This window comes from Cupriavidus sp. FW305-26, from assembly GCF_058787975.1.
Genome location: NZ_JBYTAH010000118.1, coordinates 1 through 14,433, shown reverse-complemented (window position 1 = coordinate 14,433; position 14,433 = coordinate 1). Strand labels below are relative to the sequence as shown.

Below are 14,433 nucleotides of genomic sequence, written 5' to 3'. Positions count from 1 at the left end.
GCAGTATAGCAATCCGGTGTCAGCTGCTGTTTTCGGTGCCGGACACCAGGCCCAAACAAAAAAACACCACCCACTCGCCCTGGAGACGGGCAACGCAGGCGGTGTGCGGCAAAACAAAGAAACCGGGTCTGCACCCGGTTCCGTCATGACGCGAACGTTCCGGGACGGGAACGCAAGCAGCGCGGTCAGGCCAAGGCGGCCTCGCGCGCAGCCGGTGCGGTTGCCACCGCGCTGGCGCCAACTTCAGCCACGCGCAGCAGGTTGGTGGTCCCGCCTTGCCCGAACGGCATCCCCGCGGCGATGGTGATCTGGTCGCCAGGCACGGCATAACCTTCGGCCACCGCCGCGCGCGTGGCGGCTTCGACCATTTCATCCACGCTCTGCACATCCGGGCTCACGGTGGAGTGGACGCCCCAGGCAATGGCCAGGCGGCGCGCGATTTCCAGGTTTGGCGTGATGCTGACGATCGGTGCGCACGGCCGCTCGCGCGCGGCGCGCAGCGCGGTGGCGCCCGAGGACGTGTAGGTCACGGTCGCGACGGCGCCGATGATCTGCGTGACTTCGCGCAGCGCCGCGCAGATCGCATCCTGGCGCGTGTTCAGCGGGGTCTCGTGCTGGGCGTCGAGCAGGTTGCGGTACAGCGGGTCGCGTTCCACCTCGGTGACGATGCGGTTCATCATCGACACCGCCGGCACCGGGTAGCGGCCGTTGGCCGACTCGGCCGACAGCATCACCGCGTCGGCGCCTTCATAGATGGCGCTGGCCACGTCCGACGCTTCGGCGCGGGTCGGCACCGGCGAGTCGATCATCGATTCCAGCATCTGCGTGGCGATCACCACCGGCTTGCCCAGCTGGCGGCACACGCGCAGGATGCGCTTCTGCACGCCGGGCACGCGCTCGGGCGGCAGTTCCACGCCGAGGTCGCCGCGCGCCACCATCACGGAATCGGACACGCGCACGATCTCTTCGAGCTGCTGCAGCGCGGCCGGCTTCTCGATCTTGGACAGGATGCCGGCACGGGTACCGACGATCTCGCGCGCTTCGACGATGTCGGACGGGCGCTGCACGAACGACAGGCCGATCCAGTCAGCGCCCAGCGACAGCGCGAAGTCCAGGTCCTTGCGGTCCTTCTCGGTCAGCGCGGGGATGGGGATCACGGCGTCGGGCACGTTCACGCCCTTGCGGTCGGACAGCGTGCCGTTGTTGACCACGCGCGTGGTGATGGTGCCGGTGGTCACCGCCTCGATCGACAGGCGTACCTTGCCGTCGTCGATCAGCAGCGACTGGCCCGGCTGCGCGGCGGCGAACAGTTCGGGGTGCGGCAGGTAGACGCGGGTGCCGTCGCCCGGGGTGGGATCGCTGTCGAGCACGAATACATCGCCCGCGCGCACCGCGACCTTGCCGGCGGCGAAGGTGCCGATGCGCAGCTTCGGGCCCTGCAGGTCGGCCAGGATCGCGATCGGGCGGCCAGTTTCGGCCTCGATCTTGCGCACGGCATCGTAGCGCGCGCGGTGGTCTTCGTGCGTGCCGTGGCTGAAGTTCAGCCGGAACACGTCGGCGCCCGCCTCGAACAGTTCGCGGATTACCGCGATGTCGGTGCTTGCGGGTCCAAGCGTGGCAACGATCTTCGCTTTGCGCTGGCGTCTCATGATGTCTCCTCTTCCATTCGCGGACGGCGCGCCATGTGGCGCGCCGGGTAATGCTGTTCAGGTGAACGACTGCTTCGGTATGGCGGTACTGCGCTGACGACTGCAGGACCTACACAATCAGGATGGCGCGGAAGTCATTCACATTGGTGCGGGTCGGGCCGGTGACGATCAGGTCGCCCACGCCGGCAAAGAAGCCGTAGCCGTCGTTGTTGTCCAGGTGCGCGCGCGCCGACAGACCGCGCGCGGCGGCGCGGGTCAGGGTGTCGGGCGAGAGCAGCGCGCCGGCGTTGTCCTCGGAGCCGTCGATGCCGTCGGTGTCGCCGGCAATTGCGTGCACGCCGGCCAGGCCGTCGAGCGCCACCGCCAGGGCCAGCAGGAACTCGGCATTGCGCCCGCCGCGGCCCTTGCCGCGCACGGTCACGGTGGTCTCGCCGCCGGACAGGATTACGCAGGGCTTGCTGAAGGGCTGGCCGCGCTGCGCCACCTGGCGCGCGATGGCAGCGTGCACTTCGGCCACTTCGCGGGCTTCGCCTTCGATGCAGTCGGACAGGATGTGGGCCTCGTAGCCCAGTTCACGCGCGCGCGCGGCCGCGGCTTCCAGCGATTGCTGCGCGGTGGCCAGCGTCACGTTGCGGTGGCCTTCGAAGCGGGCATCGCCGGGCTTGGGCGTTTCGCCGGCGCCGCTCTCCAGGTGGGCGCGCACGTTGGCGGGGACTTCAATGCCGTACTTGGCGATGACGGCCAGCGCGTCGGCGCAGGTGGTCGCGTCGGGCAGCGTCGGGCCGCTTGCGATCAGGGTCGGGTCATCGCCGGGGATATCGGAAATCAGCAGGGTCTCGACGCGGGCCGGGGCGCAGTGCAGCGCCAGGCGTCCGCCCTTGAGCGCGGACAGGTGCTTGCGCACGCAGTTCATTTCGCCGATGCTCGCGCCACTCTTGAGCAGCGCCTTGTTCACGGCCTGCTTGTCGGCCAGCGTCAGGCCCGGCGCGGGCGCGGCCAGCAGCGCGGAGCCGCCGCCGGAAATCAGGCACAGCACCAGGTCGTCGGCGGTCAGGCCCTGCACCAGTTCCACCATGCGCTGCGCGGCGCGCTGGCCGGCTTCGTCGGGAACGGGATGCGCGGCTTCGACCACTTCAATGCGCTGGCAATCGGCGCCATGGCCGTAGCGCGTCACCACCAGGCCCGACAGCTCGCCTTGCCAGTGCGCCTCGACCGCCTGCGCCATCGCGGCAGCGGCCTTGCCGGCGCCGATCACCACCGTGCGGCCCTTGGGCGGCGTGGGCAGGTGCGGCGGCAGGCAATGGCTGGCGCTGACGGAAGCGACCGCGGTGTCGAACAGGTCGCGCAACAGCGCGCGCGCGTCGGACTGTGCGGGATGCGCTGCGGCGCGCTGGGGCGAGAGCAGGGCGGCTTGAGGTTCGGTGGCGAGCATGAAAAGTCCTGGTGCTGACGGGGAAAGCTAGTCGTCCCCGCAGGGCGGGACGACGTGGTTGCTGCTTACTTGGCGATCTGGTGGTTAGACATGATCTCGATCGCGCGGCACAGGGCCGAATGGTCCTGCTTGCCCAGGCCGTTGGCGGCGCAGGTGTTGAACAGCTCCTGCGCGGTGGCGGTGTTGGGCAGTGCCACGCCCAGTGCCTTGGCACCCTGCAGCGCCAGGTTCAGGTCCTTCTGGTGCAGTTCGATGCGGAAACCCGGGTCGAAGGTGCGCTTGACCATGCGCTCGCCGTGCACTTCCAGGATGCGCGAAGCCGCAAAGCCGCCCATCAGCGCCTGGCGCACCTTGGCCGGATCGGCGCCGGCCTTGGAGGCGAACAGCAGGGCTTCGGACACGGCCTGGATGTTCAGCGCGACGATGATCTGGTTGGCCACCTTGGTGGTCTGGCCGTCACCGTTGCCACCGACCAGCGTGACGTTCTTGCCCATCAGGTCGAACAGCGGCTTGACCTGGTCATAGGCTTCCTGCGGGCCGCCGACCATGATCGTCAGCGAAGCAGCCTTGGCGCCCACTTCACCGCCCGACACCGGAGCATCCAGGTACGAGGCGCCCAGCTTGTTGATGCGCGCGGCGAAGTCCTTGGTGGCGATCGGCGAGATCGAGCTCATGTCGACCACGATCTTGCTGTGGCTGGCTTCCTTGCCGGCAGCCTTGAACGCGGCGGCCACGCCCTTTTCGCTGAACAGAACGGCTTCCACGTGCGGGGTGTCCGGCACCATGATGACGATGATGTCGGCACGCTTGGCGACTTCCTCGGCGCTGGTGCAGACGGTCACGCCTGCATCGACCAGCGCTTGCGGGGCCGGGTTGACGTCATGCACGAACAGCGTGTGGCCGGCGGCGCGCAGGTGGCCCGCCATCGGTGCGCCCATGATGCCCAGGCCGATGAAGCCGACGTTGCGTTGGTTTGCCATGTTGATGTCTCCTTGAATGAGATTAAGTCTGTCTTGGTTGGCGTAGGTGGTAACCCGTTACTGCACGCCGTGCTCGGCGCGCCAGCCCAGGCCGGCTTCGGTGGTGGTCTTCGGCTTGTACTCGCAGCCGATCCAGCCGTTGTAGCCGATCTCGTCCAGGAACTTGAACAGGAAGCGGTAGTTCAGCTCGCCGGTCCCCGGTTCATTGCGGCCCGGGTTGTCGGCCAGCTGCACGTGCTTGATCTTCGGCAGGTTGGCCTTGATGGTGTTGGCGATCTCGCCTTCCATCCGCTGCATGTGGTAGATGTCGTACTGCACGTACAGGTTGGGCGCATTGACCTGGTTGATCAGGTCCACCGCCTGCTGCGTGCGCGACAGGAAGAAGCCGGGGATGTCGAAGGTGTTGATCGGCTCGACCAGCAGGTCGATATGCTCAGCGGCGAGCGCGCTGGCGGCGAAGCGCAGGTTTTCCACCAGCGTTTCCTGGGCCTGCTCGCGCTTGACGTTCTGCGGCTGGATGCCGACCAGGCAGTTCAGCTGGCGCACGCCCAGCACCTTGGCGTACTTGATGGCCTCGCCCACGCCGTCCTGGAACTCGCCGACGCGGTCCGGGTGGCAGGCAATGCCGCGCTCGCCCGCTTCCCACTTGCCGGCGGGCAGGTTGTGCAGCACCAGGTCCAGCTGGAAGCGGTTCAGGCGGTCAGCGATCTGGTCCGCATGGAAGGCATAGGGGAAGAGGAATTCCACGCCGCGGAAGCCCGCGCGCGCGGCGGCTTCGAAGCGGTCGAGAAAACCGACTTCGTTGAACAGCATGGTGAGGTTGGCCGCAAGTTTAGTCATGAGTCTCTCCGGTTTAGTTGTGTTGTCGTTCTGCCGGTGCAGAACCGGTGATGCAGGGGCGCTGGATTTGCGCGGGCCGTGGCCCGCGCTTCCATGTTGGAATGGTGCCGCTTACGCCGTTTCCACTTCTTCCTTCAGGATCGCTTCCTCGATGTCCTCGAGGTCTTCGATCGGCTCGAATTCGTTGACGTTGTCGATCTCGGTGCCCATCGCGATATTGGTCACGCGCTCCAGGATCACCTCGACCACCACCGGCACCGAGAACTCGGCCATCAGGTCGCGCGCTTCGGCGAAGGCCGGGGCGATGTCTTCCGGCTTGAACACGCGGATCGCCTTGCAGCCCAGGCCCTCGACCACCTTGACGTGGTCCACGCCGTAGCCGTTCAGTTCAGGCGAGTTGACGTTGTCGAAGGCCAGCTGCACGCAGTAGTCCATCTCGAAGTTGCGCTGCGCCTGGCGGATCAGGCCGAGGTAGGAGTTGTTCACCACCACGTGGATGTACGGCACCTTGAACTGCGCGGCCACGGCCAGTTCTTCGATCATGAACTGGAAGTCGTAGTCGCCCGAGATCGCCACCACATCCGAATCCGGCGAGGCGGTCTTCACGCCGATCGCGGCCGGGATGGTCCAGCCCAGCGGGCCGGCCTGGCCGCAGTTGATCCAGTGGCGCGGCTCGTTGACCGACAGGAACTGGGCCGCGGCGATCTGCGACAGGCCGATGGTGCTGACATAACGCACGTCGCGCGGGAAGTACTGGTTCATCTCGCGGTACACGCGCTGCGGCTTGACCGGCACGTTGTCGAAATCGCTCTTGCGCTGCATGGTGCGGCGGCGCTTCTGCACGTCGGCCACCCACGACTTGCGGCACGGCAGGCGGCCGGCCATCTTCATTTCGCGGGCAACTTCAACGAACAGTTCCAGCGCGGCCTTGGCGTCCGACACGATGCCCAGGTCAGGTCCGAACACGCGGCCGATCTGGGTGGGTTCGATATCGACGTGCACGAACTTGCGGCCCTTGGTGTAGACATCGACGCTGCCGGTGTGGCGGTTGGCCCAGCGGTTGCCGATGCCCATCACGAAGTCCGAAGCCAGCAGCGTGGCGTTGCCGTAGCGGTGCGAGGTCTGCAGGCCGACCATGCCGGCTTGCAGCGGGTGGTCGTCGGCCAGCACGCCCCAGCCCATCAGGGTCGGCACCACTGGCACGTTGACCAGTTCAGCGAACTCGACCAGCAGATCCGCCGCGTCGGCGTTGATCACGCCGCCGCCGCACACGATCAGCGGGCGCTCGGCCGCGTTCAGCATCGAGATGGCCTTCTCGATCTGGGCGCGCGAGGCAGCCGGCTTGTACGGCTGCAGCGACTGGTAGGTGTCGACATCGAATTCGATCTCGGCCACCTGCACATCGAACGGCAGGTCGATCAGCACCGGACCCGGGCGGCCCGAACGCATGATGTGGAAGGCTTGCTGGAACACTTGCGGCACCAGGGCCGGCTCGCGCACGGTCACGGCCCACTTGGTCACGGGCTTGGCGATCGACTCGATATCGACGGCCTGGAAGTCTTCCTTGTACAGGCGGGCGCGCGGGGCCTGGCCGGTAATGCAGAGGATGGGGATCGAATCGGCCCAGGCCGAGTACAGGCCGGTGATCATGTCGGTGCCGGCGGGGCCCGAGGTGCCGACGCAGACGCCGATGTTGCCCGGCTCGGCACGGGTGTAGCCTTCGGCCATGTGCGAGGCGCCCTCGACGTGGCGGGCCAGCACGTGGTTGATGTTGCCCGACTTGCGCATTGCCGAGTAGAACGGGTTGATGGCCGCGCCCGGCACGCCGAATGCCGTGGTCACGCCTTCCTTCTCCAGCACGGCGATTGCCGCGTCGATTGCTCTCATCTTTGCCATGATCTTGTCTCCAGTGATGGTGTGAATTCCGTTGGAGTCGATCCTATTCCCGCAGGCGGGGTGGGATAAACAGAAGGGAGATCAGTTGATTCGATACCTGGGGTACGCAATATCGCCTTGGAAGCCAGATCGGACGGTCGGCGGGGGTACGCCGGGGTACGCAATTGGATATGTGGTGTGACGGTGCGGGCACGCAGCGCAGCGGTGGGTACGGGGCCGCGCCAGCCGGCCGCCGCAGCGCAGTGCGGCAAAATGGCGGGATTCCTCGCCATCCGGGCCGACCATGTATTCCAGGCTGCCGTCTACTTACGAACTGCTTGAGGCGCTTGTCGCCGTCCCGCCCGGGCCGGCCGCCTACCCTCCGGCGCCGGGCGGCCGCCTCGGGCGCGCGCTGTGGGCGGGCTTCATCGCGGCGCTGGTCGCGACCATCCTGAGTGGCGCGGCCCTGGCCGTCTGGCGGCTGTGGCTGAAGCACCCGGTGCCGCCGTGGTCGCTGCGGACCTTCGAGGCGCTGCTGGCCTTGTCGGCCGCCTGTTACGTCGGCGCCGGACTCACGCGCGCCGGCACCGTGCTGGCCAGGCTGCGCCATCCGCTGCGCTGGCAGGCCGCCGAGATGGACCGCCACAGCGTGGCCGAGGATGCGCTGCTGCGCCGGTTGGCGCGCATCCCGCCGCAGCAGCTGCAGGCGCGCCAGCGGCGTGTGGTGTTGCAACTGCGGTTGTGGGAAGGTGCTGCGCGTACCCTGGCAGGGCTGCTGGCACTGGCGCCGGCCGCGGCCGTGGTGGCGGCACTGCCGCGCCAGCAGGCCATGGCCGGGACGCTGCTGTGGCTCTACGGCGTGATGGTGGTGACCGGCGCGGCCTGCTACCTGTACCTGCACGTGCAATGCAGCCGGCCGCTGCGGCGGCTGGCCCATGTGCTGGGCGAAGCGGCCGAGATGAACGCGCAGGTCAGGGCGCGGGCGGCTCCGGCCGCCTGATTCCGCACCGGCTTGGGGTGACGCGGCATGCCCCTGGTAGCGGCCCTGACGCGGCCGTATGCGGATGCCGCGATCCTGCCCATCAGCCGCGCAGGGATGCCACATCCCCGGGGATGCCGCACAATGGCGCCCGGGAGACGAATATCCGATGGACAAACTCAAGCAAATCGAAGCCTTTATCGCCGTGGTGGAGCACGGCAGCATGGCGGCCGCGGCGCTCACGCAGAACGTGACGCCGGTGATGATCGGCCGCCGCATCAACGCGCTGGAAGCCCGCATCGGCGTCAAGCTGCTGCACCGGTCCACGCGCCGCATCGCCGTGACCGAGCAGGGCGCGGTGTTCATGGAGCAGTGCAAGAAGGCGCTGGCCGACCTGGACCGCGCCGAGATGCTGATCGCCGAAGGCAAGCACAAGGCCACCGGCCACCTGATCGTTTCGGCACCGGCGGCGTTCGGGCGCAAGCACGTGGCACCGCACGCGCCGGCGTTCCTCTCGGCCAACCCGGAAGTGCAGATCTCGTTCAACCTGACCGACCGCGTGGTCGACCTGGTGCGCGAAGGCTATGACGTCGGCATCCGCATCGGCGGCGCCATCGACCCGAACTTTGTCGCGATCAAGCTGGCCTCGAACAAGCGCGTGGTGTGCGGCACGCCGGCGTACTTCGCCAGGTACGGCGTGCCGCAGACGCTGGACGACCTGGCCCAGCACAACTGCCTGGCGTTCAACCTGCAGGGCGGCCAGCAGCGCGGCTGGTACTTCAGCCAGAACGGCAAGACCGTGACCGTGCGCGTCAACGGCAACCTGGACTGCAACGACGGCGAGCTGCTGCACCGCTGGACCGGCGAGGGCCTGGGCCTGGGCTGGCGCTCGACCTGGGAGATCCTGCCGCAGCTGGAAAGCGGCGAACTGATCACGGTGCTGGACGAATACGCGCTGCCGGCCTACGACATCCTTGCCGTGTACCCGCAGCAGCGGCCGGTGCCGGCCAAGATCCGTTTCTTCATCGAGCACCTGAAGGCGCAGTTCGCGCGCCCGGGCTACTGGATGGACACGGCGGGCGGCAACTGAGGCCGCCGCCGAGCGCGATGCCGATCACAGCCTGGCTGGCCGACCTGGTGGTTATCGTGCACGGGCTGTTTATCCTGTTCGTGGTGGCGGGCGGCCTGCTGGTGTTGCGCTGGCCGCGTGTCGCATGGCTGCACCTGCCGGCGGCGGTGTGGGGCGTGCTGATCGAATGGTCCGGCTGGATCTGCCCGCTGACGCCGCTGGAAAACATGCTGCGCCGGGCCGCGGGACAGGCGGGCTACAGCGGCGGTTTTGTCGAGCGCTACCTGTTGCCGCTGATCTATCCGGCCGGGCTCACGCCCGCGGTGCAGCTGTGGCTCGGCGCGGTGGTGCTGGTGGTCAACGTGGTGGTCTATGCGTTGTGGTGGCGCCGCCGGCGAGCCGCGCGGCACCACCACTGAGCGGCTTGCTTCAGCCCGCCGGCTCGAAGCGCGGCGCGCGCTTCTGCATATTGGCCAGCACTGCCTCGCGCTGGTTGGGTGAGCCGACCAGCCGGTCCTGCTCGTCGGACTCGGCCTGCAGGATGGCGGCATTGTCGCCGCGCTCCACCACCGCCATCAGGCGCTTGGCCGCGCGGATCGCATCCGGGTTCTTCTGTGCCACCTGGCGCGCGGCTTCCAGCGCCGCGGCGCGCGGGTCGTCGGCGAGGTAGGTGCCCAGGCCCAGTTCGCAGGCTTCGGTGCCGCTCAGCACGCGCGCGCTGTAGATCAGCTCGCGCAGCACGTCGGGGCGCACCAGGCCGCGCGTGAGCACCATGCCGGCCATGTCGGGCACCAGCCCCCACTTCATTTCCATGACCGACAGCCTGGTATCGGGCGCGACGTAGCGTACGTCAGCGCCCAGCGCCACCTGCAGCCCGCCGCCGAAAGCCACGCCGTGGACCGCGGCGAAGACCGGCACCGGCAGTTCGCGCCAGACCATGCACGCGTACTGCGGTTGATTGGACATGCCGTTGGTACGCTTGCCGAGGCGGCCCGCGCCGATGCTGTCGTTGTGGGATTCGCCGCCACCGCCCGACAACATGCCCGCCATGCGGCCCATGTCCAGCCCCGCGCAGAAGGCGCGGCCCTCGCCTGACAGGACCACGGCGCGCAGGTCGGGCATGCGCGCCAGTTGCTCGCCGGTCTCGATCAGCGCGTCGAACATGGCCTGGTCGAGCGCGTTCATCTTGTCGGGGCGGTTCAGGCGGACGTCGGCGACGCCGTCTTCGATGGTGACGAGGATACGTTCGTTGCTGCTGGCGCTCATGCGCTGGCTCCTTGTGATGCGGGTTCTCAACGGCCCTTGAACTGGGGCTTGCGCTTCTCTATGAAGGCGGCTACGCCTTCCTTGCAGTCATCGCTGCGGCTGGCGCGCGACTGCAGCGTGGCTTCCACTTCGAGCTGCGCGGCCAGGTCGTTGTCGAAGCTCTGGTTGAGGGCTTCCTTGATCATGCCGTAGGCCATGGTCGGCATGGTGGCCAGGTGGCGGGCCAGCTTGCCGGCCTCGTCCTGCAGCGCGTCGTCGGCGTGGACCTTCCACACCAGGCCGATGCGCTGGGCCTCATCGGCATCGATCTTCTCGGCCAGGATGGCCAGCGCGCGGGCGCGCATCTCGCCGGCATAGCGCGGCACGAAGTAGGTGCTGCCGGCGTCCGGGACCAGGCCGATCTTGGAGAAGGCCTGCAGGAAGCTGGCCGAGCGGGCCGCCAGCACCACGTCGCCCGCCAGCGCCAGGCTCATGCCGGCACCGGCGGCCACGCCGTTGACCGCGGTGACGACCGGCTTGGGCATCTGGCGCAGCGCCATGATGATCGGGTGGTAGCGCTCGCGCAGCAGCGTGCCGGAATCGGAGATGCCATCCTTGCCGCGCGCGGCAAGGTCGGCGCCAGCGCAGAAGCCGCGCCCCGCGCCGGTGATCAGCACGGCGCGCACGCCGGCATCGCCGGCGGCGCGCTCAACGCCCTCGCGCAGCTCGCGCATCAGGTCGCCGTTCATCGCGTTGAGCACGTCCGGGCGGTTCAGGGTCAGCGTGGCCACGCCTTCGCTGGCTTGATAGAGGACGGATGCCGTCATGGGTGGTTCTCCTTGTTGCTTGGTCGTGGTTCGGTGCAGGTGCGGAAACTTACTGCGGCTTCTTCAGCGCGTCGGCGGAGGCGTCGCCCAGCTTGCTGCCGCCGTCGCAGTCGAGGATGGTGCCGGTGACGTAGTGCGCGTTGTCGCTGCTCAGGTACATCGCGGCATCGGCGATATCGTCCTTGGTGCCGTAGTCGCGCAGCGCCAGGCGGGCCTTGTAGCGCGCCTCCATCTCGGCCGTGGGCGCCAGCCGCGCCATGCCTTCGGTGTCGGCGATCGGGCCGGGCGAGATGCCGTTCACGCGCACGCCGGCCGGGCCCCATTCCATCGCCAGGCACTTGATCAGCATGTTGATGCCGGCCTTGGCGGCGCAGGCATGGGCCTGGAACATCATGGCGTTGACCGCCTGCGGCGCGGTGATCGCGATCAGCGACGCACCCGGCTTGGCCAGGTGGTCGAAGCTGGCGCGGAACACGTTGAAGGTGCCGAGCAGGTCGATATCGACCACCGTCTTGAAGGCATTGGCCGACATGCCGACCACGGGCGCGAGGAAGTTGCCCGCGGCGCCGGAGATCACCACGTCGATCGGTCCCAGTTTGTCCTGGGCGCGCGCGAAGGCCGCTTCCACTGCGGCATAGTCGCGCACGTCGGCGGCCATGCCGATGGCGGTGCCGCCGGCCGCGGTGATGGTGTCGGCGGCGGCCTGGATGCGCTCGGCGGTGCGGCTGATCAGCGCCAGCTTCGCCCCGGCGCGCGCGAAGCCGTGCGCGATGCCGAGGTTGATGCCGGAGGAGGCGCCGGCGACGAATACGGTCTTGCCGGCAAAGGCGTCGGGGCGGAAGGCACTGGGCATGGGAAGTCCTCTCGATCGATGGTCATGCGATGCGGGCCGCGATCCGGCGTCAGGCAGGACCGTGGCGTTGCGAAATGCACGGGAGAGCTAGCGCCGGCGGCGTGGCTGCAGCGCAGGTATCGCGCGATGGCGCATGACGGTCTCCATGTTTCTGTTCTGGTGTACGTCCGCCCCGGATCCTGCGGGGGGCGGCGCCGGCCTCTGGCTCGGGCCTCCGGCATCCTAACCCGAAGCCGGGATTCGATCTCGCGTATTGCCGGCAATGCCGGCCACCGCGGACGCAACTATGGCGGCGCCGGGAATGCCTTCCGGGCGCTGCAACTAGCTGGCGGGAAAGGAAAAAACGGGTGCGGGACTGCGTCGCGGCCAGGCGGCGGGACAGGGCGCCATTCCGCAGCGCAAAACCCAGTCCTCAGAAAAAAGAAAGCCCGCACACCGTTGCAGCGTGCGGGCGGCCTTCCGACGATGAGGTGCCGGAAGGCAGAGTGCTCATGAAGTGCGCCCCCGCGTCTTCATGGCGGGGTCAAGTGTGCGCGCGGGCGGCAGTGGCCGCTTTGACTCACGTCAAGCAGACGCCTACGCGAGCAGCGCGGTCACCAGGTCCTTGCCGCGCGACACCGGCGCGGTTTCCTCGAAATGCAGCGCACCTTCCACGTGGCCCAGGTGGTCCACCATCAGCGTGACGGCCCGCTCGACATCGCCGGCACGGGCGGCCTCGATGAATTCGCGGTGCTCGTCCGACGAGCAGGCCGCGTCGCGGCGCGACTGGTACAGCATGGTGATGACCGCGCTGCGCGTCGACAGCTCGCGCATCATCTCGGTCAGCACGCCGTTGCCGACCACCTCGGCCAGCACGATATGGAAGTCGCCCAGCAGCCGGGTGCGCACCTGCGCATCGTTGCCACCCAGCGCCTTGCGTTCGGCCGCCAGGTGGCGGTCGATGCGCTTGTAGTCGGCCGGGGTCGCCTTGGCAACGAACTCGCGCGCCAGCGCCGCTTCCAGGATGCGGCGCACCGCGAAGACCTCGCGCGCCTCCTCGGCGCTGGGCTTGGCCACGAAGGCACCCTTGTCGGGCACGATCTGGATGACCTTGTCCTTGGACAGCATCAGCAGCGCCGCGCGCACCTTGGTGCGGCTGACGCGGTAGACACTGGCCAGGGCCTCCTCGCGCAGCTTGGTGCCGGGCGGCAGGCGGTGCGAAACGATGGCCGCGACAATGTCTTCGGCGATCGCTTCGGCGGTCATGTCAGGATCGATATGCTCGGGCATGGCAGCGCACTTGCGCAGGGGCTGCGCGGTTGGGGAGATGGCATGATTCTATCGCCCCGGCGCAGGGACCGGAGAACCGGCGGTAACGCCGTCCTCCGCCATCGCGGCCAGGCCAGCATCCAGGTCGGTCGCCTCGATGGCGCCGTTGAGCACGCCATGGGCCCGTTCGCGGTCGATATCCTTCTCCCAGGCGGCCACCACCACGGTCGCCACGCAGTTGCCGATCAGGTTGCCCAGTGCACGCGCGATGCCGATGAACCAGTCCACCGACAGCACCAGCACCAGCCCGATGGCGGGAATCGCCGGGTGTGCCGACAGCGTCGCGGCCAGGATCACGATGGCCGAGCCGGGGATGCCGTGCGCGCCCTTGGAGGTGACCAGCGCCACCGCCAGGATGCCGAGCAGGTCGCCCATCGCCAGCGGCGTGTTGGTCGCCTGCGCGATAAAAACCGCGGCCAGCGTCAGGTAGATCGAGAACGCATCCAGGTTGAACGAGTAGCCGGTCGGGATCACCAGGCCCACCACCGACTTCTTGATGCCCATGAACTCCAGCTTCTTCATCACCTGCGGCAGCACGCTGTCGGACGAGGCCGTGCCCAGCACCACCAGCAGCTCGGCGCGCAGGTAGCGGATCAGCTTGATCACCGAGAAGCCGCACACGCGCATGATGGTGCCCAGCACCACCAGCACGAACACGATCACCGCGCCGTAGAACAGGAATACCAGGAAGCCGAGCTGCTTGAGCGAGCCGATGCCGTACTTGCCCACGGTGAAGGCCACCGCGCCCAGCACGCCCAGCGGCGCCAGCTTGATGATGAAGCCCATCATCTTGAACAGCGTATGCGAGAAGGTGTCGATCAGCCTGACCAGCGGCCGGCCCGGCTCACCCACCAGAGACAGCGCGCAGCCGAACAGGATCGACACCAGCAGCACCTGCAGCACGTCGCCGTTGGCAAAGGCGCCGAACACGGTATTGGGGATCAGCTTGAGCAGGAAGTCGACCGTGCCCTGGTCCTTCACCTTGGTCGCGTTGTCGATAAATCCGCCGATGGCCGATGCATCGAGCGAACGCGGGTCGACATTCATGCCGACGCCGGGCTGGAACACATAGGCCAGCAGGATGCCCAGCGCCAGCGCGATGGTGGTGACGATCTCGAAGTACACCACCGCCTTGATGCCGACGCGGCCGACCTTCTTCAGCTCGCCGGCGCCGCAGATGCCGGCCACCACCACGCAGAACACGATCGGGCCGATCAGCATCTTGATCAGCTTGATAAAGGCATCGCCAAGCGGCTTGAGCTTGGCGGCGAATTCAGGGAATGCCAGGCCGAGTGCCGTGCCAATTACCAGGGCAATCAGCACCTGGCCAAACAGCGAACGGGTGAAGCGGATGTGCAAACGGGGCTGGGGGGCGC

General features: G+C 67.9%; 13 protein-coding genes. 3 read left to right on the top strand and 10 right to left on the bottom strand.

Features of this window, described 5'->3' with window-relative positions; genetic code table 11:
- Positions 1–185 precede the first annotated feature (185 nt).
- The 5 genes from pyk to gcl all read right to left on the bottom strand — a co-directional run bounded on the left by pyk (position 186) and on the right by gcl (position 6,797).
- Positions 186–1,649 carry a pyruvate kinase gene (gene pyk, locus AC3WQZ_RS34325; protein ID WP_011616210.1) on the bottom strand — a complete coding sequence of 488 codons (1,464 nt, stop codon included), beginning with the start codon at positions 1,647–1,649 and terminating at the stop codon, positions 186–188.
- Between the two features lie 109 nt (positions 1,650–1,758).
- Positions 1,759–3,081 carry a glycerate kinase type-2 family protein gene (locus AC3WQZ_RS34320; protein WP_011616209.1) on the bottom strand — a complete coding sequence of 441 codons (1,323 nt, stop codon included), beginning with the start codon at positions 3,079–3,081 and terminating at the stop codon, positions 1,759–1,761.
- 65 nt (positions 3,082–3,146) lie between these two features.
- A complete protein-coding gene (gene glxR / locus AC3WQZ_RS34315) occupies positions 3,147–4,061 on the bottom strand; it encodes a 2-hydroxy-3-oxopropionate reductase (RefSeq protein WP_010812149.1) in 915 nt (304 codons plus the stop codon).
- 57 nt (positions 4,062–4,118) lie between these two features.
- Positions 4,119–4,901 (bottom strand): hydroxypyruvate isomerase, encoded by a 783-nt coding sequence (gene hyi / locus AC3WQZ_RS34310; protein ID WP_010812148.1) that lies wholly within the window; start codon positions 4,899–4,901, stop codon positions 4,119–4,121.
- Positions 4,902–5,012: 111 nt separating this feature from the next.
- Positions 5,013–6,797 carry a glyoxylate carboligase gene (gcl, locus tag AC3WQZ_RS34305; RefSeq protein WP_010812147.1) on the bottom strand — a complete coding sequence of 595 codons (1,785 nt, stop codon included), beginning with the start codon at positions 6,795–6,797 and terminating at the stop codon, positions 5,013–5,015.
- Between the two features lie 283 nt (positions 6,798–7,080).
- Between gcl and AC3WQZ_RS34300 the strand changes: the two genes are divergently transcribed.
- The 3 genes from AC3WQZ_RS34300 (at position 7,081) to AC3WQZ_RS34290 (ending at position 9,243) form a co-directional block, all read left to right on the top strand.
- Positions 7,081–7,776: a hypothetical protein gene (locus AC3WQZ_RS34300; RefSeq protein WP_011616208.1), complete on the top strand. Its 696-nt coding sequence runs from the start codon at positions 7,081–7,083 to the stop codon at positions 7,774–7,776.
- Positions 7,777–7,924: 148 nt separating this feature from the next.
- Positions 7,925–8,845, top strand: a complete 921-nt coding sequence (locus tag AC3WQZ_RS34295; protein WP_010812145.1) for a LysR family transcriptional regulator — start codon at positions 7,925–7,927, stop codon at positions 8,843–8,845.
- A 17-nt stretch (positions 8,846–8,862) separates the two neighbouring features.
- Positions 8,863–9,243: a DUF2784 domain-containing protein gene (locus AC3WQZ_RS34290; protein ID WP_010812144.1), complete on the top strand. Its 381-nt coding sequence runs from the start codon at positions 8,863–8,865 to the stop codon at positions 9,241–9,243.
- 10 nt (positions 9,244–9,253) lie between these two features.
- On the opposite strand, the gene AC3WQZ_RS34285 is transcribed toward AC3WQZ_RS34290, so the two are convergent.
- The 5 genes from AC3WQZ_RS34285 to AC3WQZ_RS34265 form a co-directional block, all read right to left on the bottom strand.
- Entirely contained in the window at positions 9,254–10,090 is an 837-nt protein-coding gene (locus tag AC3WQZ_RS34285; RefSeq protein ID WP_492302055.1) for a crotonase/enoyl-CoA hydratase family protein, read from the bottom strand.
- Between the two features lie 26 nt (positions 10,091–10,116).
- Entirely contained in the window at positions 10,117–10,896 is a 780-nt protein-coding gene (locus AC3WQZ_RS34280) for an enoyl-CoA hydratase-related protein (protein ID WP_492302054.1), read from the bottom strand.
- A 49-nt stretch (positions 10,897–10,945) separates the two neighbouring features.
- The gene (locus tag AC3WQZ_RS34275) at positions 10,946–11,749 is read right to left on the bottom strand and encodes an SDR family oxidoreductase (RefSeq protein ID WP_010812141.1); all 804 of its coding nucleotides are present in this window, start codon (positions 11,747–11,749) and stop codon (positions 10,946–10,948) included.
- Positions 11,750–12,325: 576 nt separating this feature from the next.
- Positions 12,326–13,018, bottom strand: a complete 693-nt coding sequence (locus tag AC3WQZ_RS34270; protein WP_010812140.1) for a GntR family transcriptional regulator — start codon at positions 13,016–13,018, stop codon at positions 12,326–12,328.
- 48 nt (positions 13,019–13,066) lie between these two features.
- The gene (locus tag AC3WQZ_RS34265) at positions 13,067–14,416 is read right to left on the bottom strand and encodes a C4-dicarboxylate transporter DctA (protein WP_492302057.1); all 1,350 of its coding nucleotides are present in this window, start codon (positions 14,414–14,416) and stop codon (positions 13,067–13,069) included.
- Positions 14,417–14,433 lie beyond the last annotated feature (17 nt).